This window comes from Novosphingobium fuchskuhlense, assembly GCF_001519075.1.
GTDB classification, from domain to species: domain Bacteria; phylum Pseudomonadota; class Alphaproteobacteria; order Sphingomonadales; family Sphingomonadaceae; genus Novosphingobium; species Novosphingobium fuchskuhlense.
In genome coordinates, this window is record NZ_KQ954244.1 from 713,094 (window position 1) to 732,284 (window position 19,191).

17 protein-coding genes and 1 pseudogene are annotated in these 19,191 nt (G+C 59.7%); 10 read left to right on the plus strand and 8 right to left on the minus strand.

What is annotated here, in order from left to right; all coding sequences use genetic code 11:
• Window positions 1-5 precede the first annotated feature (5 nt).
• Window positions 6-1,343, plus strand: coding sequence for an MFS transporter (locus tag AQZ52_RS03195; RefSeq protein ID WP_240481423.1), 1,338 nt, complete (start codon window positions 6-8; stop codon window positions 1,341-1,343).
• 7 nt (window positions 1,344-1,350) lie between these two features.
• Here AQZ52_RS03195 and AQZ52_RS03200 read toward each other — a convergent pair whose 3' ends face one another.
• The 6 genes from AQZ52_RS03200 to AQZ52_RS03225 form a co-directional block, all read right to left on the minus strand.
• Window positions 1,351-2,208, minus strand: coding sequence for a CDP-alcohol phosphatidyltransferase family protein (locus AQZ52_RS03200; protein WP_240481424.1), 858 nt, complete (start codon window positions 2,206-2,208; stop codon window positions 1,351-1,353).
• 78 nt (window positions 2,209-2,286) lie between these two features.
• The gene (gene nadA / locus AQZ52_RS03205; protein WP_067906471.1) at window positions 2,287-3,276 is read right to left on the minus strand and encodes a quinolinate synthase NadA; all 990 of its coding nucleotides are present in this window, start codon (window positions 3,274-3,276) and stop codon (window positions 2,287-2,289) included.
• Between the two features lie 247 nt (window positions 3,277-3,523).
• Window positions 3,524-4,123: a DUF4230 domain-containing protein gene (locus AQZ52_RS03210; RefSeq protein WP_240481425.1), complete on the minus strand. Its 600-nt coding sequence runs from the start codon at window positions 4,121-4,123 to the stop codon at window positions 3,524-3,526.
• Window positions 4,124-4,176: 53 nt separating this feature from the next.
• Window positions 4,177-5,103: an MBL fold metallo-hydrolase gene (locus tag AQZ52_RS03215; RefSeq protein WP_156424766.1), complete on the minus strand. Its 927-nt coding sequence runs from the start codon at window positions 5,101-5,103 to the stop codon at window positions 4,177-4,179.
• Between the two features lie 85 nt (window positions 5,104-5,188).
• Window positions 5,189-5,719, minus strand: a complete 531-nt coding sequence (locus tag AQZ52_RS18030) for a DUF1465 family protein (RefSeq protein ID WP_240481426.1) — start codon at window positions 5,717-5,719, stop codon at window positions 5,189-5,191.
• Between the two features lie 102 nt (window positions 5,720-5,821).
• Window positions 5,822-6,019 carry a YdcH family protein gene (locus tag AQZ52_RS03225; protein WP_067906475.1) on the minus strand — a complete coding sequence of 66 codons (198 nt, stop codon included), beginning with the start codon at window positions 6,017-6,019 and terminating at the stop codon, window positions 5,822-5,824.
• A 297-nt stretch (window positions 6,020-6,316) separates the two neighbouring features.
• On the opposite strand from AQZ52_RS03225, the gene AQZ52_RS18035 reads away from it, so the two are divergent.
• The 5 genes and pseudogenes from AQZ52_RS18035 to tilS all read left to right on the plus strand — a co-directional run.
• Window positions 6,317-6,484: a YdcH family protein gene (locus AQZ52_RS18035; RefSeq protein WP_082697521.1), complete on the plus strand. Its 168-nt coding sequence runs from the start codon at window positions 6,317-6,319 to the stop codon at window positions 6,482-6,484.
• 178 nt (window positions 6,485-6,662) lie between these two features.
• The gene (gene ptsP, locus AQZ52_RS03230; RefSeq protein ID WP_067906476.1) at window positions 6,663-8,936 is read left to right on the plus strand and encodes a phosphoenolpyruvate--protein phosphotransferase; all 2,274 of its coding nucleotides are present in this window, start codon (window positions 6,663-6,665) and stop codon (window positions 8,934-8,936) included.
• Window positions 8,937-9,077: 141 nt separating this feature from the next.
• A complete protein-coding gene (locus tag AQZ52_RS03235; protein ID WP_169793708.1) occupies window positions 9,078-9,983 on the plus strand; it encodes a helix-turn-helix domain-containing protein in 906 nt (301 codons plus the stop codon).
• Between the two features lie 123 nt (window positions 9,984-10,106).
• A complete protein-coding gene (locus AQZ52_RS18040) occupies window positions 10,107-11,093 on the plus strand; it encodes a tetratricopeptide repeat protein (protein WP_082697522.1) in 987 nt (328 codons plus the stop codon).
• Between the two features lie 67 nt (window positions 11,094-11,160).
• Window positions 11,161-11,682, plus strand: a pseudogene (gene tilS, locus AQZ52_RS19000) (tRNA lysidine(34) synthetase TilS); the annotation flags it as partial.
• A gap of 48 nt (window positions 11,683-11,730) precedes the next feature.
• Here the strand turns inward: tilS and AQZ52_RS19005 are convergent.
• The gene (locus AQZ52_RS19005) at window positions 11,731-12,102 is read right to left on the minus strand and encodes a hypothetical protein (RefSeq protein WP_240481556.1); all 372 of its coding nucleotides are present in this window, start codon (window positions 12,100-12,102) and stop codon (window positions 11,731-11,733) included.
• A gap of 54 nt (window positions 12,103-12,156) precedes the next feature.
• Here AQZ52_RS19005 and ftsH point away from each other — a divergent pair, with 54 nt between their 5' ends.
• On the plus strand, window positions 12,157-14,097 hold the full coding sequence (gene ftsH / locus AQZ52_RS03255) for an ATP-dependent zinc metalloprotease FtsH (RefSeq protein ID WP_067906481.1): 1,941 nt from the start codon (window positions 12,157-12,159) through the stop codon (window positions 14,095-14,097).
• Between the two features lie 21 nt (window positions 14,098-14,118).
• Window positions 14,119-15,096, plus strand: a complete 978-nt coding sequence (locus AQZ52_RS03260; RefSeq protein ID WP_240481427.1) for a quinone oxidoreductase family protein — start codon at window positions 14,119-14,121, stop codon at window positions 15,094-15,096.
• Between the two features lie 10 nt (window positions 15,097-15,106).
• On the opposite strand, the gene AQZ52_RS03265 is transcribed toward AQZ52_RS03260, so the two are convergent.
• Window positions 15,107-16,138, minus strand: coding sequence for a DUF3667 domain-containing protein (locus tag AQZ52_RS03265; protein WP_067909326.1), 1,032 nt, complete (start codon window positions 16,136-16,138; stop codon window positions 15,107-15,109).
• 505 nt (window positions 16,139-16,643) lie between these two features.
• Here AQZ52_RS03265 and AQZ52_RS03270 point away from each other — a divergent pair.
• Together AQZ52_RS03270 and hemB are read left to right on the plus strand one after the other, a co-directional pair.
• Window positions 16,644-17,954 (plus strand): M23 family metallopeptidase, encoded by a 1,311-nt coding sequence (locus AQZ52_RS03270; RefSeq protein ID WP_240481428.1) that lies wholly within the window; start codon window positions 16,644-16,646, stop codon window positions 17,952-17,954.
• A gap of 52 nt (window positions 17,955-18,006) precedes the next feature.
• Entirely contained in the window at window positions 18,007-19,002 is a 996-nt protein-coding gene (hemB, locus tag AQZ52_RS03275; protein ID WP_067906483.1) for a porphobilinogen synthase, read from the plus strand.
• The last annotated feature ends 189 nt before the right edge of the window (window positions 19,003-19,191 follow it).

Sequence of the window (19,191 nt, forward strand, 5' to 3'; positions counted from 1 at the left end):
CGGAAATGGAAGAGACCACTGTCCAACTGCCCCGCAGCCGAATGGTGCTGCTGTTCATGGTCATGCTTGTTACCGCGGCGGGCAACACGGCTATGCAATCGGTCATGCCATCAATCGGGACGCATTTGCACATCGCCGATGTCTGGGTAAGCCTTGCGTATAGCTGGTCGGCGCTGCTCTGGATGCTGCTCGCGCCGTTCTGGGCGCGTCGCTCGGACCGGCGTGGGCGTAAGGCGATGATGGCGCTTGGCCTTGTCGGCTTTGCGATTTCATTCGCACTCTGCGGGGCTGCTCTATACGCCGGCTTGAGCGGAGCCGTCAGCGGCCTTACGGCAATTCTCTTCTTCGCCGCCGCCCGGTCGCTCTATGGGGGTTTCGGTTCGGCGGCACCGCCAGCGGTGCAGGCCTATGTCGCTAGCCGCACAAGCCGGGCAGAACGAACGCAAGCCTTGTCGATGGTCTCGTCGAGCTTCGGGCTTGGCACTGTCCTCGGGCCTGCCCTCGCCCCGTTGCTTATCGTACCCGGTCTTGGCCTCATCGGTCCGTTCGTTGCATTCACGCTCGCGGCTATGGTGGTGCTCGTGCTGTTGCGGCTTCGGCTGCCCGACGACGACCCGCGCTATGCCGGCCGGGGCGAGATTCTTGGCGAGCCCATGAGCGCGTCGTCAAGTCCGCGGATGGGCGACGCGGGTCAGGCCTCGAGCGACCACTTCCACGGCGGCGTGGAAACAGATCGTCATTCCATCGACTCAAGGGTCGAGAGGCTGCGCTGGCAAGACCCGCGTCTGCGTGCGTGGCTCGCGGCAGGAACTCTCGGCGGACAAGCACAATCGATTCTGCTCGGTGTTGTCGGGTTCCTCCTACTGGACCGACTGGGATTGAGGCATCAGCCCGATGCCGCTGCCGGGCCGATCGGCCTCGTTTTGATGTGCGGCGCAGTGGCAACCCTTTTGGCCCAATGGGGCCTTATTCCAATGATGCGGCTGGGACCTCGTACTTCCACGCTATGGGGCATGGGTCTCGTCGCGGTGGGGACGTTGGGCATGGCAGCTGGCCGGGACCTCCATGCCATCGCTACTGGTTTTGCTATCTGTTCGCTCGGTTTTGGCCTGTTTCGTCCAGGTTTCACATCAGGCGCCAGCCTTGCCGTTACTCCGGTCGAGCAAGGCCAGTCGGCTGGTATCGTCGCCGCCGTCAACGGCTCGGCCTACATCATCTCTCCGGCCATCGGAGTCTGGCTCTACAACCATTCGAACTGGCTTGCATGGGGGGTCGTCGAGCTGCTTGCGATTGCCGTGATCCTGATTTGCCTTTTTGGCATGCGGCGCGACGCCGCGGCGTGAACAGGCGTCAAGGCAGCTCCAGTCGGGAGACAATGCGCGCCGCTGCTGCGTCGTGCAGCCGTACAGAAAGCATGAGGAGAAGATTGAGGGCGATCGAGAGGTACATGAAGTACCAAAGCGGGCTGCCCGCGATCATTGAGAAACCAAGCAGGATCGCACGCGGATTCGGACCGAGATAGCGCAGCAACTTCAACAAGGGACGCTGCTCGCGCTGTACTTCTTCACGGATCCGGGCAAGCTGGACCGGGTCCCGCGCTATGGCATTGGTCACGGCGGCATCAATCCGCAGGGCATTCGGGCTCATACCGGCAGCCAGGCGAAGATAGCCGGCGACAGCCACCCTTAGTAGCCAACCGATCCCCCCTTTGTCCTTGAACAGCGCAGGACCGCTTTTACTTGCGTTATGGAGCCAGGGCGTTCCGTAGGTCCAATGTTGATAGAACCGCCGCTGCACCTCGACATGGTTTGCCTGCACGATATGGCCGGCCCCGGCAGCCAGCGTCCAGAACCATGCCCAGCCTGAGCCCAAAGTGCTGGTCAGAACAAATGCCAAAAGAACATAAAGAACGATATGGCTTGTGTAATCGCAGATACCATCAACCAATTCGCCTAGGGGACTTGATCGCCCTGTGATACGCGCCAAATCTCCATCCGCGCCATCGACGACATGCCACGACATGTGGAGCATCATGCCAGCCAGCGCCCAATATGGCCCTGTCGTGTTCGAGTAGACCAGCCCGGCAGCAATAACGAGCAGTCCTCCGGCTATGGAGACCATGTTTGGTGTGATGGGAGTTGGCGCCAGTGCGCGGGCGAGCTGCCATGCCAGCGGATGGTAGATGTAGTGATTCAGCGAATCCTGCAATTCCCGCGCGCGTACGGGGCGTTTGATCGGCGTTTTTGCGGGAGCTGGAGGCGAGGATCGCATACTGTGCGAGAAGTTCTATCTGCGCGCGCCGAGATCGCCTTGTCCGATGGTGCTGCTGGCCATCGCCAGCATCGCATCGAGGCTCCTTTTGGCATTCACACGAAGCGTTTCCTCGATCTCGATCCTGGGTGCGAGGTCCAGCAGCGCCAAGTAGAGCTTCTCAAGCGTATTGAGCGCCATATAGGGGCAGATGTTGCAATTGCAGTTCCCGTCGGCGCCTGGCGCGCCGATGAATATCTTCTCAGGCAGCGCAAGCTGCATCTGGTGGATGATATGCGGCTCGGTCGCGACGATCAGCGTGTCACCCGGGAACGAACGAGCAAACTGCAGTATCCCGCTCGTCGAACCCACGTATTCTGCGTGTTCCACAATATTTGGCGGACATTCCGGATGCGCTGCAACGGGTGCGCCAGGGTGTTGCGCCATCAGCTTGAGCAACTCGGTCTCCGAAAACGCCTCGTGGACGATGCAGACGCCGGGCCAGAGTAGCATGTCACGTCCGAACTTGCGGTTGAGGTAGCCGCCCAGATGCCGGTCGGGCCCGAAGATGATCTTTTGCTCAGTCGGAATCTGGGCAAGAATCGTCTCGGCGCTCGACGAGGTGACGATCACGTCGCTCAACGCTTTAACCTCGGTCGAGCAGTTGATGTACGTAAGCGCGATGTGGTCAGGGTGCGCCTCTCGAAAGGAGCGAAACTTTTCAGGCGGGCACGAGTCTTCCAGGCTGCAGCCTGCATCCATGTCTGGCAGTACGACAATCTTCTCGGGGCTCAGGATTTTCGCGGTCTCCGCCATGAACTTTACACCACAGAACGCGATGACGTCTGCATCGGTGGCGGCAGCCTTTCGCGAGAGCTCAAGCGAATCGCCGACAAAATCGGCAAGATCCTGAAGTTCGGGCTTCTGGTAATAATGCGCAAGGATCACGGCGTTGCGGTCCTTGCGCAGCCTGTCGATCTCTGCGCGAAGGTCGAGGCCGGAAAGATTTGTGGGCTGGGCAGTCATCGCTCGGAATCCCCTGGTCGGAAGGGAACTTTTGCCCCCATGTCCATCCCGGGCACTTAGGCAGCGCCAGCGCCGTGAGCAATAGCCTCTGCGTACGCGGCAAAACCTGCGATGCCCGCCTGCGCCGAAATCGAGGCGTGAACCACTATCACCAGCGCCATTCCGGCTAGGGTTGCCATCGATCGCAAACTTCGAGATATCGCCATGCTTTCGCGTTGAGCTTGCATTGCTTGCCTCAATATGGGGGCTAGGGATTGGAAGGCTCGCCATCAATTGAAACCGACAGCTTGACGTCGCCAAATCCAGCCATCTGCAATGGGATCGCCAGGTTTTGGCGGATCGCATCTTTTGCGGCCGAGCGAGCCAAACTAAGCAAGACCGGATTTGCCGCCTGTTCGACGGCAAGCCGTTCAGCTAGCCGCGTGTTGTCGCGTGTCAGCTTGTCCTGCGCAGCACGCGTGATCCATACGCCTTCGCGCAGATACTGCGCGCGTGCTTCGTCTAGATTAGGTCGCGAAATCTGTAGCGCCGGCAATCGCACGGTGAGCGTCCGGTTCGCCATGTCCCATCGCATGCGTTCTCGACCGACCTTGCCAAGGTCGATGGCATAGTCGACTCTCGCGGGAATGACAGCGACCTGGCGAGAGGTGACCAAGCCGAAGAGCCTGCTGTCGTCGCTTGCCACCACTGGTGCCAACTCTGCGCTGAACACGGTCAGCCGGTCCTGCTTGTCGAAAGCGACGAGACTTGTTGCCAGCGGATCGCCGAACGGAGCCGGGCGCCAGATTTGCCAAGCAAACGCGATCGCGGCGGCTGCGGTCGCTATAAACAGCAGCCACGGCAGCACTACTAAGCGCCAACTCGCTGGTTCCCTTAACTTTTGCCCCAAGGGTTGTGGGGTTAGGCGATCAGGGTCCATTGGTGCTCCGGCGCTTCCAGCTCTCGTGCAATGCGGCCCTGCGTCTCCAAATCTATAAGGTGCGCCAGAACCGAACGACCGGCTGCGCCGGCGAGCCGCGGATCAAGCCCTTTGTACATCTGCGCCACCATCTGCGGGATCGTGCAGGAGGTCTCGCCCAGTAGACGCAGGATCTGCGCCTCCCGTTGGCGGCGATGCCCGATCATTCCGCGCACCAGTTGTTGCGGCTTGGTGACTGCAGGGCCGTGCGCGGGGTAATAGATCTGATCGTGGCGCGCCTGCAGTTTCTGCAGAGAGTTCATGTAGGCGTTCATGTCGCCGTCCGGTGGCGACACGACAGTGGTCGACCAGCCCATCACGTGATCCCCGGTAAACAGCGCCCCGCTTTCGAGAAGTGCGAAGCACAAGTGATTGCTGGTATGGCCAGGCGTTGAAACTGCCTCGAGAGTCCAGCCGTCGCCCGTTAGCTTTTCACCGTCATTCAGAACGCGGTCCGGCAGGTAGTGTGGATCAAATTCGGCATCCGCCCTTACGCCGATGCCTGCACCGCTGTCATCGATGGTCAACATGGCACATCCGATGATCGGCGCTCCTGTGGCCGCTTGAAGCGGTCGTGCCGCGGGACTGTGGTCGCGATGTGTATGCGTACACATGATCGCGACGAGCCTCTGGTCGCCAATCGCTTTAAGGATCGCTTCGACGTGGCCATCGCCATTCGTGTCGGCGTGTCCGGCAGGCCCGGTCCCGGTCGGGCCGGGATCGATCACGACCACGTCCCGCTTATTGCCGATCAGATAGGTCTGGGTGCCGTTGAAGGTGTAGGGTGAAGGGTTGGGTGCCAGCACGCGCCGCACGAGCGGCTCGAGTTCGACAGCCAAACCGGTATGCCACTCAGACTGATTCGGCATGCTCGCGCCTGGCGGAAGATTGGTCGAAGTCATCCACTAGGTATGGGGATTTTCGAAGTGGTGTGCAACTTTGTGCCTGCCATCTTCAGACCAAGGTCGGAACGGCTGCTGCCAGCCTCTGTCGCAACCGCTCAATCGCGCCGCCGGACGGTTCTGTTTCTCCGCGCCATGCGCTCTCCAGCCTCTGGATGCGAGCGTAAAGGCGTTCGCTTTCCTGCACGCAACGCTGAGCTTCTTTGGGAAGTGCCAATGCGTGGACAGGATCGCTGAGAGGGAAATTGGCAATAAGCCGGCCATGGCGACGCAGCTGCAATTCGCTGAGCTCGCCCGCGAAGTGGGCGCGGTGATTGAGCAACCATGCAAGACAGTGCATGATCCGTGTTGTGGTGCGAAGCGCTTCACAACTGACCTGCACGTGGGCAAGATCTGCAGCAGGATCGTCATTCGCTCCCAAGAGCGCGCGCCGGTCCTGACCTTGGCGGAGTCGATCGAACACTGCACGTGCTTCTTCCGCCAGCACAAGCGCCTCTGTGTATAGCGCCTCGACGATGCGCGGATTGAGGTTGGGCATGAGAGGCATGATAAGCGCATAGTCCCATCGCTGCTGGCCGCTCAACACATGCACGGCAGCACGTTCACCACGTTTTTAAACTGTGCCGGAATGATACGATTGGCTGCAGGAGACTGGGCTCGTTCGGGTTCAATCAAGAATCTGTAATCAGGCAATAATGTCCGGAATGAGGTAGTCCTCCAGCAAAGCGATCTGATCCTTGAGGCGCAACTTCCGCTTCTTCAGTCGAGCGACCTGCAGTTGATCGTGCGCACCGGTCCCGGACAAAGCCTCGATCGCCGCATCGAGATCTCGATGCTCGACCCGCAGCATTTCCAGCCGCTTGCGCATTTCATCTTCAGTCAAACCGGCCACTCCTAAACTTCACCCTGGTCCACCAGATTCACATAGAGGTTTCCGGCACATTGGCCGGGCAAAACGCGTTCCAGTCTCGCTGCCATCGCAATACGCATAATCTCTATAGTTGGACATCCCGGCGCAGATTGACTTGCAAGATACGGCGATTGTGGGAGCATGACAACGCGCCCGCTCGGATGAGTCGAGGCCGACACGTCCATGCCGGCGCAAACCTTCGGCCCAATCGTCCAGCAGCTATCCTGCTGCCGGAGTTGGCCGAGGTTGGTATCCTGAGGAGGTTGCCGCATGGAACTGTCGCACAAGAGCGCTCTTGAATCCAAACACGCCGGGCTTGAACGTCGCATTGCTGAAGAGCGAGGCAGACCTTCGCCGAACGATGTGTTGATCAAGGAACTCAAGAGGCGAAAACTGCGAATCAAGGAAGAGCTCGCGCAAGCGCTAGACGTGCACTGAAAATCACCCGATCGCGAAGCGCAGCTGGCAAGGCCGGTATATCCGGCCTGCCAGCCGCGCCTCCCTTCAGGCGCGAGATTTCAAGGTCCGATTTCGCGAAATCTAGACGGATACGAATTCATAAGCGCTCCGGGCACGGTTGTTTGCAAACCGTCGTCGCTGCGCTAGGCCTTCACACATGATCACTGCAGCCGCCGCCGCCCGAGCGATCCTGACTTCATTGCATGAGGTCATGGCCTCTCGTGCAGGCGCGCAAGCCAAACTCAACCAGATCGTGGAGATCATCGGCGACAAGCTGAACAGCGAGGTCTGCTCTATCTACCTGCTGCGTGAGGGCATGCTGGAGCTGTTCGCCACTAGGGGCCTCAACCAAGCTGCGGTCCACGTTACCCGAATGGCCATTGGCGAAGGTCTTGTGGGAACGATTGCAGCGAACATCGAGACTTTGAATCTCGCCGAGGCAGCCGCCCATCCAGACTTCGCTTTCTTCCCTGAGACGGGCGAAGAGCGCTTCCATTCGTTTGCCGGCGTTCCAATTGTGCGGCGTGCTCGCGCTGTCGGTGTACTCGGCGTTCAGCACGTCGAGCCGCGCCGATACGAAGAGGTGGAGATCGAGGCTCTGCAAACCGTGGCGATGGTGCTTTCCGAGCTTATCGCAAATGCAGACCTGATCGACGAAGAAGATGCTCTCGGCGCCGATGCCCAACTGACCGGCCACGATCGTATTCAGGGCCTGACGCTCGTTAAGGGGCTTGCCAGCGGGGTGGCCGTTTTTCATCAGCCGCGAGTGATGATCGAGCATGTCGTTGCCGACGACACCGAGGCTGAGCGTCAGCGCGTTTATCTTGCGTTCGACAAAATGCGCGAACAGATCGACCGCATGGCCAGCCAGGCCGAGTTCGGCATGGGCGGAGAGCACGAGGAGGTCCTCGAGACCTATCGCATGTTTGCCTATGATGAGGGGTGGAGCCGCCGGATCAATGAGGCGATCGATTCCGGTCTTACCGCAGAGGCAGCAATCGAGCGGGTTCAGCAGCGCACGCGCATGCGGATGCGCCAGATCGACGACCCATTGCTGGCAGATCGGATGCATGATCTGGAGGACCTCTCCAACCGCCTATTGCGTATCGTGTCGGGTCAGCTTGGCACTGCTGCCAGCCTCGGCCTCAAGGGCGATGCAATCCTGATTGCGCGCAATCTCGGTCCTGCCGAACTATTGGAGTATGACCGCCGCCGTCTGAAGGGCGTCATTCTGGAAGAAGGTTCGCTTACCGCGCATGTCGTCATTGTCGCACGTGCGATGGGCGTACCTGTTGTGGGCCGAATTCGGGGGCTGCGCGCGAAAGTGCGTGAAGGCGACCAATTGCTGCTCGACGGCGATCAGGGCGTGGTAGATGTGCGCCCGGCACCAAGCCTGATCGAGGCGTTTGAAGCCCGCTTTGCACGCAATCGTGAGCGGCAGGCCGTATATGCGGCGATGCGCGATGTCGAACCGATCTCTGCAGACGGTCAGCGCATCCGTGTCATGATCAACGCCGGCCTGCGTGATGATATGCCAATGCTTAACCTTACCGGGGCTGATGGCATTGGCCTATTTCGCACGGAGTTCCAGTTTCTGGTCTCCGCGACACTTCCCGCGCGTGAGCGACAAACACGCCTTTATCGCGATGTTCTCGATGCAGCCGGGGATCGCCCTGTCGTTTTCCGCACCGTCGACATAGGCGGTGACAAGGTGCTTCCTTATCTGCGCCACAATGACGGTGAGACCGAAGAAAACCCAGCTATGGGATGGCGGGCATTGCGGGTTGCGCTCGAGCGAGATGGTCTGCTCAAGGTTCAGGCGCGCGCGTTGCTCGAGGCAGCTGGCGGGCGAACGCTCAACGTCATGTTTCCGATGGTCACCGAGCCTTGGGAGTTCGATGCCGCACGCGCTGTGTTCGAAAGTCAGCTTGCCTTTCTGAAAGGGCAAAAGAAGCTCCTGCCCGAAGCAATCCGCTATGGTGCGATGCTGGAGGTGCCAGCACTGGCCGAATGCCTCGACATTCTCGCACCGCGACTTTCTTTCCTGTCCATCGGAACAAACGACCTTACCCAGTTCCTCTTCGCTGCGGATCGCGCAAACCCAAAATTGGCTGAGCGCTACGACTGGCTGTCGCCGGCCATCCTTCGGTTTTTGCGGCGGGTTGTTCTCGCTGTCGCCCCCTTTGGCACCGACGTTACCGTTTGTGGCGAAATGGGGGGGCGCCGGCTGGAAGCCTTGGCGTTGCTGGGGATCGGGATCACGCGGCTGTCGATCACGCCTGCGGCTGTCGGACCGATCAAGGAACTTGTGCGCAAGGTCGAGTTGCCGGTGATCAAGGCTGCCATGGCGGGCTGGCTAGCCGATCCGCCCATTAACCTTCGCGCCGAAATCGGCGCATGGGCGACGGCACATGGCATCGATTACGATTGAACTCGTCGCACCAGCGGGTCGTACTATGCTTTTGCCAGCTTAAAGACATTGACATTAACAGACTGACCATGCTGCGTTCTAGAGGGGTTCGCATTCAGTCCTGAGAATACCTTTACAATGATGAACGACGGGAGCTACGCCGTGACCGAGGACGGCGAACGCGACATGATTGTTACAGATTCGACAGACGGCTCGGACGCACGAGTTCGTCTGACTGCAGATGTTGGCGATTATCGACCTTTGAGTGTCGCCGAGCGGCTTGTCGAAGCCCGACGCAGCCTCGGCCTGACAAATGCCGAGGTGGCGGTGCGCACCCGGGTTACCCTCCGTCACATCGAGGCTCTCGAGGCGGGGGACTACAGTGCGATGCCCGGGCGTCCATACGCCATTGGTTTCGCTCGCGCCTATGCACGAGCAGTTGGGCTGCCAGACACAGAGATAGTTTGCGCTGTGCGTTCCGAGCTAGAAGGTACGTCACCGCGCCCTGAGTCCGGAGCCCTCAACCAGTTTGAAGTTGGCGACCCGGCCAAGACTCCGTCGCGGCTGATCGGCTGGTTGGCGCTCCTCATGGTCGGCGCCCTTCTTGCGATGGGCGGTATCTTCTGGCGTAGCTATTACGCTCCCTCTGTCGCTTTGCCTTCGCTCGTTCCCGATAGAGATCAAAAAGCAGCACAAGTGATCCGCAACCAGCAAGCCGCGCAACCACAGATGGCTGTCCAACCGCATGCCCCGTCAAACGGACCTGTGGTGTTCGTTGCGATGGAGGAAGGTATCTGGGTTAAGTTTTACGATGATCGAGGCAAGCAACTGATGCAGAAACAACTCGCAAAAGGCGAATCCTATACGGTGCCAGCCGATGCATCAGGACCCAAACTGTGGACGGGTCGACCTGACGCGCTTTCGATCACGGTCGGTGGCACATCTATTCCGCGCTTATCAGATTCCGAGCAGGTGATGAAGGATGTGCCGGTCGATGCGGTCAGCCTGCGCACCCGTTCGCTCACCGTGCCAAGTCAGGCGGCCCCGAAGCCAACGCCTGCTCCGTAGTTCTTTTCGTATTGCAGCGAACTGTGTGAAACGTTCGAATCGGGCTATCAATTCACGTTCCGATGCTTGCGCGTCCACACAAAGGCGGCGCATGGAAGTCCCGATGATCCGACGGGAGTGACGATGAAAATCATGACTGGCTCTGGACGTACAGGCTCAGCAATTGCCCTCACCCTGATCGGCATGACGGCAACAGTTCTACCTGCTGGTCCCCAAACTTCGGCCCGCGCACAGGTCGCGCCGGAAAGCGCCGAAGTACGGCTTCGCCGGATCGAGGCTGAATTGCGTGCCGTCCAACGCAAGGTGTTTCCGGATGGTGCTGGCAAGGCGTTTGGGCCTGAAATAACACCCCCTGTCAGCGGCCTGGCGGGGTCCCCGCCGACCCCGACTGCAGTGACGGATCTCCTCGCACGAATGGAGGCAGTCGAGGCGCAATTGCAGCGACTGACCGCGGCCAGCGAAGAGACTCAGAATCATTTCGCAAAGCTCGAGACTCGTCTGGCCGCCCTTGAAGCGGCCGGCGCTCCCAACGCACCTGCGACGTCCGCAGTGCCGTCCACTTCAGGCACAACCTCAACGCCTTCAGTTCCACCCATAGAGCCGGTAAAATCAGTCAAGCCCTTGCCAAAGCCTGCGCCCGTCAAGGTCGCTGGAGCTAAGGGGGAGGCCTCGCCTGACAGGATGGCAGCTGTCATGGCGATTGAGAAACCGTCCACGGATGACAAGGGTGAGGACGAGTACACCTATGGCTATCGCCTGTGGGAGGCGAAGTTCTTCCCGGAAGCACAGCAGCAACTGCTGCGGGTGGTCCAACAGTATCCGCGCCACGTCCGCATCAGCTACGCCCGCAATCTACTTGGGCGCGCGTATCTCGAAGATGGCAAGCCTGGTACGGCTGCGCAGTATTTTCTCCAAAATTATCAGGCAGATCGGAAGGGGGATCGTGCTGCTGACAGTCTCCTATACCTTGGCGTCGCAATGAGCAGGCTCAAGGAAGAGAAGCGCGCCTGTCTGGCCTTTGCCGAGTTTCGTCAGAATTATGCAGCTGAACTCGCGGGACGTCTGAAATCGCAATACGAGGCGGCGACCAAGCCGGTAACCTGCAATTGATAGGACGCTTGAAGAACGGTTTGCCCAAGATTGGGCAGCAATCTGGCCGAACACGGCGCCAGTAGGCCTGGCGGTTTCTGGCGGGCCTGACAGTCTTGCCCTTTTGCTTCTGGGGCATGCCGTTTTGCGGGGTAAGTTCAAGGTTGCGACGGTAGATCATGGTCTGAGACTTGAAAGCGCAGCCGAAGCCCGAACCGTAAGCCTCTTGTGCGAGGAGCTCGGTATTGTGCACCAGACGTTCCGCCTTGGATTGCAGCCTGGCCCTGCTCTGCAGGAACGCGCCCGGGCAGCACGCTACAATGCTCTTGGCGAATGGGCAGCCGAGACTGGCCTCGCTGGGATCGTCACCGCTCACCACGCTGATGATCAGGCGGAAACGCTGCTGATGCGACTTGTGCGAGGTGCTGGTGTCCGCGGACTTGCCGGAATGCGTGAGCGTTCTCCCCTGCCGGGATGGCCGAATTGCATCTTGATCCGTCCTCTCCTGCAATGGCGGCGAAGCGAACTCGCCGCTATCGTGGCCTCCGCCGGGCTCTCCCCAATGCAGGATCCCTCCAATGCCGACTTGCGCTTCGAACGCGTCCGGATTCGCACTTACCTTGCAAAGTTACCTGAAGTCGACGCACTTATGCTGGCTTCAAGCGCAAGCCACCTTGCAGAGGCTGACGCCGCAATCGAGTGGGCGGCCGAGCGCGCGCTCCGCTCTGTTGAAAGAAACGGAGCCGCCTTTCTCTGGATGCCAGGCGAGACCCCACGGGCCATCGTTCTTCGGGTGCTCGAACGGATCATCGCGCAGATCGGAGGCCCTGCTCCGCGAGGAAAGGCTCTTTCGCGCTGGCATGATCAGCTGGCGGCTGGAAAGGTAGCGACGCTCGCGGGCGTTCGCGGTGATGGAAGTAAAGCGCAATGGCGTTTCATGCTTGCTCCACTGCGACGGCAAGCGTCCGACCGAGGCACCAATGGTCCCTAAGGGTAAGAAATTCGCGCTGTAGGTTATATTGCCATTCACCGAGGGCGTCCTACATTGGAGAGAGTCTAGTCCTTATCGATTGAAAGCTGCGCTATGAATGACGACCAGCCGCAGGGGAATCCCTGGATCAAAAGCCTCCTGATCTGGGGTGGCATTTTTCTTGCGCTGCTGCTGGTGGTCTCGATGTTCAACACGCGGACCGACCCTGCCGGGACTGTCATCCCCTATTCCGATTTTCGCGCAAGTGTTGTGCAGGATAATGTGCGTGAGGTACAAGTCGGACCGGATCGCATAACGGGCACGCTCAAAAACGATCAACAGTTCGCCACCGTCCCAGTCCCCGGAGACGCGGAACTCACCAAGCTCCTCCAGGAGCATGGCGTGAGGTACGCGGGTAAGGCTCAGGAGGAACCCAATCTCCTGCTCTATATTCTTGCACAGTCCTTGCCGTTCCTCCTGATCCTCGGCGTGGCATTTTTTGCCCTTCGTCAGGTGCAGAAAGGTGGCGGATCAGGCGCGATGGGCTTTGGCAAATCCAAGGCCAAGCTTTTGACCGAGCGGTCCGGCAAGGTGACCTTCGATGATGTTGCTGGTATCGACGAAGCGCGTGAGGAACTTCAGGAAATCGTCGAGTTCCTGCGGGATCCAAGCCGCTTTTCGAAACTTGGCGGCCAGATCCCGAAGGGTGCGTTGCTGGTTGGTTCGCCCGGAACTGGCAAGACCCTGCTCGCCCGCGCCATTGCTGGCGAGGCGGGCGTTCCGTTTTTCACAATCTCCGGCTCGGATTTTGTCGAGATGTTCGTCGGCGTGGGCGCGAGCCGTGTGCGTGACATGTTCGATCAAGCCAAGAAGAATGCGCCTTGCATCGTGTTCATTGACGAAATTGACGCCGTAGGTCGTCATCGTGGACATGGCCTTGGCAATTCGAATGACGAACGCGAGCAGACGCTGAACCAACTCCTCGTCGAGATGGACGGCTTCGAGGCCAACGAGGGGATCATCATCATCGCGGCGACCAATCGCCCTGATGTGCTCGATCCCGCGCTGCTTCGTCCCGGCCGCTTTGATCGGCAGGTTGTAGTGCCGATCCCCGATATCGATGGGCGCGAAAAGATCCTCAGCGTGCACATGAAGAAGGTTCCGCTTGCGCCAGACGTGCTCCCTCGTGTGATCGCCCGTGGCACCCCCGGGTTCTCTGGCGCGGACCTTGCCAACCTCGTCAACGAGGCAGCATTGCTGGCTGCCCGCCGTAACAAGCGGCTGGTCGCGATGCAGGAGTTCGAAGACGCCAAGGACAAGGTCATGATGGGCGCTGAGCGCAGATCGATGGTCATGACCGACGACGAGAAGAAGATGACGGCGTATCATGAGGCGGGGCACGCAATCGTGTCGATAAACGAGGCAGCCTCGGACCCGATTCACAAGGCTACGATCATTCCGCGTGGTCGCGCACTCGGCATGGTGATGCGGCTGCCGGAACGCGATAGCTATTCTTACCACCGTGACAAGATGCACGCCAATCTCTCTGTAAGTATGGGCGGCCGCGTCGCTGAGGAACTGATTTTCGGATACGATAAGGTCTCTTCCGGTGCATCGTCGGATATTCAGTACGCTACCAGCCTGGCGCGCAACATGGTGACCAAGTGGGGCATGTCCGACAAATTGGGCCCACTTCAGTACGAAGAGGCGCAGGAAGGCTACCTCGGTATGGGCGGTTCGCACCGCACGATGATGTCTGACGAGACCAACAAGCTGATCGACAGCGAAATCCGGATGTTGGTCGACGGAGCACACGCCCGTGCAACCCAGATCCTCAAGTCAAACGAAGACAAGCTGCACATGCTGGCTCAGGCGCTGCTGGAGTACGAGACTCTCAGTGGCGACGAGATCCGCGTTTTGATGGAGAACGGCAGGCTCGACCGGCCGGAGCCCCCGATCGGGACTTTGCGGCCGGTGACCAGCCAGGGCGCTACTGTCCCGCGTGCGGGACGCCGTTTCTCTGGCTCTGGCGATCCACATCCGGCTGGGGCTTGAACCAAAAAAGGGCGGGCAACTGTGGAAGTCAGCGAAGCAATCGTGATCCGCGCGTATGGCGGACCAGAGGTCATGGAAATTGAACGGATAGAGGTCGCTGCCCCCGGTCCCGGCGATCTGCTCATTCGCCAGCATGCTGCGTCTGTCAATTTTCATGACATCTATGTGCGCTCTGGTTCCTATCGCACGCTTGACCTGCCTGGGATTCCGGGACTTGAGGCCGTCGGCACTGTTGAAACGGTTGGCGCCGACGTCACAGATTTCAAGCCAGGTGACAGAATTGCATACATTGCTCGCAATTACGGGGGCTATTCCCGGTTGCGCGTGGTCAGTGCTACACTCGCCGTGCCGGTTCCGGCGGGCATAGATGATGCGATAGCAGCCGCTTGGTTCCTGAAAGGGCTCACTGCGCAAGCGCTAGTTGACGAAGTGGAGCCAGTCCGCCCTGGCATGGCTGTGCTGGTTCAGGCTGCTGGAGGCGGCGTAGGCCAACTGGTCGCTCGGATGGCGCAGCTGAGAGGCGCCAAGGTAATCGGCACTGCGGGATCGCCCGAGAAGGCAGCCATCGCGCGTGTCGCGGGCTGCGATGAGGTCATTCACTATCGCGACGAGGATGTGGCTTCCCGCGTCTTGGCTTTCACAAACGGCGCAGGTGTTGCGGCGGCTTATGATGCAGTCGGCGGGGATACGTTCGAGGGTTCGCTCGCCTCACTTGGCGTAAAGGGACATCTCGTTCACTATGGGCAGGCTTCAGGCCCAATCCCCCCATTTGATCTCTCCCGGCTAGGCGCGAAATCTGCAAAGGTTTCGCGACCTTTCTTGTGGCCTTACATATCTACGCGAGAAACCCTGCTCGCCGCGGCTGAATCATTGTTTGTTTCGATCGCGGCCGGTGAGCTGCCGCTGAGCTTGGGCGGCAGGTTCGATCTGGCAGAAGCGTCCAAGGCGCATGTGGCGCTCGAGGCGCGTGCAGCGGGTCCGTTTGTGCTTGATTGCTAGAGGCCGAGCTTCAGCCTGCGCCTGCTTCTGCCGCTATGGCGATGAGGTAGATCGAAAGTGCGATTGTCGCAAAAAGAAGCAAGGCGAAAGTGCGCAGCACCGCGCCCATGCGAGCAATACCGTAAGTTCCACGCACCTGCTTGTACATGTGCACTGGCGGTATCAGGGTCATTATGCTGGCAAGAATATCAGCACCAACGTAGCCAGCAAGCATCCCGGCTGCGAACAGAAGTGTCATGAAGCTAAGAGAATACGTCACGAAAACGGTGTGATCATAGAGGTGAAAGCGCCGGCTGAAGGGGAATAACAGCCAAAGGAACGGGATCGAGATGGGTACCAGTGCCCAACTATATTTATATGCGTGGCTTTGCATCTTGTAGAGCACCAGCTTGGGGTTGCTCTGGGTCTCGTCAATCACCTGGTCGAGAATGGAGAAACCGGTTGAGGAGAGCTTCTCTCCACCGATTCGACGCATTGTAGCCAGCGCGCGCTTCTGCTGCGCAATATCAACGTCCACGTCGTCGGTATCTCCACCAGATGCCTCAATCGCAGTGCGCTTGGCCAGCGACGCCTGAAGAGCTTTTTCGACTTCAGCCGTGCTCTTACTCATCCCGGCGGTGATTGCCGTTTCGCCACCTTTGCCAAGATCAAGTTCGCCTGCCGTTTTCTGAAAGACGGCAAACATAATAAAGACACTGAACAAGAACAGTGCAAGCGGTGAAACGTACCGCGCGCGGCGGCCATCGATGTATTCGCGGGTCAGTTGACCGGGGCGTAGTGCGAGCATCGGCAGTGTTCGCCAGACCTTGCCCTCAAAGTGGAAGACACCGTGAAGGAGATCATGGAAGAATGCGCCGATTGTGCGGTGCACGTGCGCTGCTTGCCCGCAGCTATGACAGTAGCTGCCTACCAACTCAGTACCGCAGTTGAGACAGGCACTCTCGTGCGTGTGCCCTCTGTCGCTTTCCCCTGCTTTGGGCTCGATCGTGCGGGCTGTTAGTCCGGCGCCGATGGCGTCTCCCAATACTTGTGCCTCACTCATGCTTGCAATGCTTCCGAGATAGTTCGTCAAGTCGCCGAACATGTTAGCCAAAAGTGCCGAACCTGGCCATGCCTCGTAACTGATCGGTTCGCGCCGTCCCTTTCCTCACCGCGTGCACGCGGTCCGCACGGGTTTACGCCGAATTAACCTTGCAGGTGCAGGAAATCGGCTTCGGTGGAACCGTCTGCGCTCGGCTGCCTAGACCGGTCTCTCAGCGGAAAGGAAGACTACTAGGGTGTTGGGCCCACGCGAGGAACTGGGGCTGGCCGGAGGGGCGACCTTTGGGCGCGCGCGCTCTTCAGCCGCGCCCGCTCGCCGTGCTTCCCTCTTGCCATCGCCCGTTCCGCAACCACTGCCAGAGCCTGCTTTTCGGGACAAACCGCATCCATTTGCAAGGCAATGGGACGAGGTGTGCCGCAGAATCGAGCGCTGGGCGGCTGTGCGCAGCCTTGCCCCAGATCTAGCCGAGAACGTTGGCAGCCTAGGTTGGTTTCGTGGTCTCGCCTTGTTCATCAGCCTTATGCTGATCGCAATTATGTTCTGGCCCCGCTTCGCCCCACTTGAAGCGGCGCCATTGGTCGCGCTCGATGAAGGTTCGCAGGCCGAGTTTGGCGCTCAAGCAGTGCGAGCATTCGCCCTGGGTTCCACACAAGGGCGACACTTCGCAGCCACAGACGCCGTCTCGCGCCTTGCAGCTGCGCCCGAACGCCCGGAAATTCAGCTGACCGCTACAATCGGGGAGAACGATAGCTTGCCTAGCATGCTGCAGCGGGCAGGTGTCGGCAGCGGTGATGCAGGACAGGTCGCTGTTCTGGTTGCAAATGCTTTCCCTTTGACTGAGATTGCAACCGGCACTCGCTTTTCCATCACTTTGGGCGCGCGCAGCTCCCCGTCGGATCCGCGGCCTCTGGTTGCGATCGGGTTCCGTCCCCGTTTCGATCTCGCGCTTGCAATCACTCGGCAGAACGGAGGCCTCGTCCTCTCCCGCAAGCCAATCGCTGTGGACTCTAAGCCGCTTCGTGTTCAAGGCCTCGTCGGCGATAGCCTCTATCGTTCTGCTCGTGCGGCAGGCGCGGCGCCTGGTGCCGTACGGGACTATCTGCGGGCCATTGAGCAAGCACTTCCGTTAGAAGAGATCGCGCCAACTGACACGTTCGATCTTGTCTTATCCTACAAATACGCCGCTGATGGCGAAGGCGAGGCGGGCGACCTGCTTTACGCAGGTGTGGTTCGTGAGGGTCGGCCGCGCGCACAGTTGCTGCGTTGGGGAACAGACCGCGGGTTTGCGTCGCTCGCTGACATTACCGGGGCGGGACAGTCGGAAACCGGCATATTTGGCGCACCGGTCGCGGGGCATATGACCTCAGGTTACGGTATGCGGCGTCATCCGATCCTCGGCTATGTTCGTATGCATTCGGGTGTGGATTTCGCCGCTTCCTGGGGCTCTCCGATCTACGCAGTAACCGATGGCCATGTGCAGTATGCCGGTTGGCATGGTGGGCACGGCAATTACGTCAGGCTCGAACATGGCGGCGGAATCGCCACAGGCTATGGTCACATGAGCCGGATTGCGGTGTCTCCGGGCGCAATGGTTCGCCGAGGACAGATCATCGGCTATGTCGGATCGACAGGCCTCTCCACCGGTGCGCATCTTCACTATGAGGTTTATCGGGGTGGCCAGACCGTCGATCCGATGTCGGTGCGAATGATCCAGCGCCGACAGGCGGCCGATCCCAGGCAAGTGGCCGCGTTTAGGGCACGGCTGCAGGCACTTTTGGCGGTTCGACCCAGTGCCATTCTGGGCCCCCAACGGTAGCTGAGCGCTCCGACCTGTTGCCCTTGGAGACGGTAGAGCCTAAAAAGCCTCCATGTCTGCCGGCTATCCCAACATCCGCCTCCGCCGTACCCGTGCCACTGCATGGAGCCGCGCCCTTCACCGTGAAGTGCTGGTGACGCCTGCCGATCTGATCTGGCCACTGTTCGTGACGGAGGGACATGGCGTAGAGGAACCAATTGGATCGCTGCCAGGCGTGTCGCGCTGGTCGGTCGATCTCGTGGCCGAACGGGCACGCGAAGCCGCCGCTGCTGGCATTCCTTGCATCGCGCTATTCCCCAATACTCAGGCTGAGCGGCGCAGCGAAAATGGCGCTGAGGCGTTGAATCCTGATAACCTCATGTGCCGCGCCATCAAGGCGATCAAGGATGCCTGTGGAGAATCCTTGGGCGTCCTCACCGACGTGGCTCTCGATCCCTATACCAGCCATGGCCAGGATGGCTTGATCGATGACGAGGGGTACGTTCTCAATGACGCGACGGTTGACGTTCTGGTGGGTCAAAGCCTTAACCAGGCTGCCGCCGGTGCTGATATCATCGCCCCGTCCGATATGATGGATGGTCGTATCGGCGCGATACGCGAGGCGCTCGAAGAAGCTGGCCACATCAACGTTCAGATCATGGCCTATGCCGCCAAGTACGCCTCCGCTTTCTACGGCCCGTTCCGTGATGCTGTGGGGTCCCGTGGTCTGCTCAAAGGTAACAAGAAGACCTATCAGATGGACCCTGCCAACGCCGACGAAGCACTGCGCGAGGTCGAACTCGACATAGCCGAAGGCGCGGACAGTGTCATGGTCAAGCCGGGCCTGCCTTACCTTGATATCGCTCTGCGCGTAAAAGAAACCTTCCAGGTGCCGGTTTTTGCCTATCAAGTCAGTGGAGAGTACGCGATGATCGAAGCTGCCGCATCGGTTGGAGCCGGTGACCGCGATGCTCTGGTCTTGGAAACCCTTCTTGCTTTCAAGCGGGCGGGCTGTTCCGGCGTTCTGACATATCATGCTCTTCACGCTGCACGTTTGATGGGGGCCTGAAAGCGGCATGCTCGCACTCGTGCGCGAGCATGCAATGTCTCCTTGGTGCTAGAGCGCAAAGTGGAAGATGCCTTAGCCGTATTCTGCGGGATGCTACCGCCCCGTTTGCTGATCTTCGTATACGATATCGGCCGGTATCTCGCTCAGCGCTGCTTGGGGCTGATGGAGCGGATCGGCGTAGTTCATGAT

What these genes read in the sequence shown, in the direction of transcription:
- AQZ52_RS03195 (WP_240481423.1), top strand. Translation starts at nt 6, where the DNA reads ATGGAAGAGACCACTGTCCAACTGCCCCGCAGCCGAATGGTGCTGCTG.
- nadA (WP_067906471.1), bottom strand. Translation starts at nt 3,276, where the DNA reads ATGACTGCCCAGCCCACAAATCTTTCCGGCCTCGACCTTCGCGCAGAG.
- AQZ52_RS03215 (WP_156424766.1), bottom strand. Translation starts at nt 5,103, where the DNA reads ATGCCGAATCAGTCTGAGTGGCATACCGGTTTGGCTGTCGAACTCGAG.
- AQZ52_RS18035 (WP_082697521.1), top strand. Translation starts at nt 6,317, where the DNA reads ATGGAACTGTCGCACAAGAGCGCTCTTGAATCCAAACACGCCGGGCTT.
- ptsP (WP_067906476.1), top strand. Translation starts at nt 6,663, where the DNA reads ATGATCACTGCAGCCGCCGCCGCCCGAGCGATCCTGACTTCATTGCAT.
- AQZ52_RS18040 (WP_082697522.1), top strand. Translation starts at nt 10,107, where the DNA reads ATGAAAATCATGACTGGCTCTGGACGTACAGGCTCAGCAATTGCCCTC.
- ftsH (WP_067906481.1), top strand. Translation starts at nt 12,157, where the DNA reads ATGAATGACGACCAGCCGCAGGGGAATCCCTGGATCAAAAGCCTCCTG.
- AQZ52_RS03265 (WP_067909326.1), bottom strand. Translation starts at nt 16,138, where the DNA reads ATGAGTGAGGCACAAGTATTGGGAGACGCCATCGGCGCCGGACTAACA.
- hemB (WP_067906483.1), top strand. Translation starts at nt 18,007, where the DNA reads ATGTCTGCCGGCTATCCCAACATCCGCCTCCGCCGTACCCGTGCCACT.